Annotated in this window: 1 protein-coding gene; it reads left to right on the top strand. The window is 52.7% G+C overall.

Features of this window, described 5'->3' with window-relative positions; all coding sequences use genetic code 11:
• Positions 1-1,430, top strand: a 1,430-nt coding sequence (locus KDK14_RS09745) for a PEP-utilizing enzyme (RefSeq protein WP_257264907.1), incomplete at both ends; no start/stop codon positions are given.

Raw genomic sequence — 1,430 nt, 5'->3', positions numbered from 1 at the left:
GAGTGGATGCTGGAGCCTGCCTTCCTGGAGCGGGCCGCAGGCCTGGTCCTTGGCGAAGGAGGAAGCACTGACCATGTGGTGATCACCCTGAGACAAAACGGAATACCCTTAATACTGGTGGGCAGCCAGTACCCGACGGTAGTCGCTCAGATTGGTCAACAGGTCACGCTGGCCTGCGCCCGCTTTGACGGTTCACCCGCCGCCTTCATTGTGGCCGGTGACCTTACCGGAAAACTGGCCAGTCACAGAAGCCTGTCCGCCACATTGTCTGATGTACCATTAGCAAAAGCCGCCCCGGATGATTTGTCCCTCCCTGAAGGCAAATTCCGTCAGGTTGCCAGCACTTTTCACTGGCTCACGGACCAAAATGCCCGTCTGCTGGCACTGTTTGCCCCTGGCGCTGGCCTGGAGTGTCTGGCACACCCGATAAAACTGAGTATGTCGCCACAACGATCACAGTTAGTGGCAGCCACCAGGGACAGCGTCAACAGGCTGATTCACGGGGCTGAAGCACTGTTGGACGGCTACCGTGCATTCTTGCTGCTGGCCGGTGACAGCGGTTCAGACCGGGTCAAGTCATTGTTGGCAGAATCACTGCTGTTGATCACCCGGTTTGAAACGCTGAAACAGACCATCACATCAACGGTAAACACTATCATCCATCCCCTGCAAGCCGATGAAACACCACTGCCATCCGAGGGAAGGTTTCGTCAGTGGGTGGCAGCCTGCCAGCAACTTCAATCCTGTCTTCAGGCACTTGACCCCTCACAGGCCGAGCAGGTCCGCAGTGTCCATGAGCTGATTTTTGCCCTGCACAAGCGCTTTGTCGAGGCGCTGGGGCCGGTCACTCTGGCGTCTGGTCAGGGCAAGTTATCCAGGGAAAGGGACATCACCTGGGTTGATTGCACGGCTGGGGGTGAACAGGTGTCGTTATTGAGTCCGTCCGGCAAGGCATTAATGGAAAAATTATGGCTTTCAGGGACTGTCGCCATTATGGATGATGCCTTGATTGTTAATCTGAAACTTGGCAACCATATAGGCATTATTGAGCTACTTGAACGGGCAGAGGGGGGCAAGGGACGCACCGTGCGGCTGAAATTTTCTGACAGATTTTATTGCCCTGATGGCAGTGATAAACCCGGCAAGTTGCAACGTATGTGGTTTCTGGTGCAATTACTGAAAGCGGTCGAACTGGATAAAAATTCTGACAATATGAAGCTCAGCTGCAACGCCGTAGCGGGAGAAATGATTATTGAATGCCCCCGAATGACTTCAACGGAAACCATGCAGGATGCCTTTAAAAAACTGATAAACGTGTTATGTGCAATTAATAATCTGGATATTCACTTTCAGCACAAGGGCATTTTTGAAAAAGAACAGTGGAACTTTACCTTACTGGCACAACGACTGTTAAGCGATGCTGAGACAGA

This window comes from Endozoicomonas sp. ONNA2, assembly GCF_024606365.1.
GTDB lineage: Bacteria > Pseudomonadota > Gammaproteobacteria > Pseudomonadales > Endozoicomonadaceae > Endozoicomonas.
Note: the sequence above shows the minus strand (reverse complement) of the source record. Positions and strands in the feature narration are given on the sequence as shown.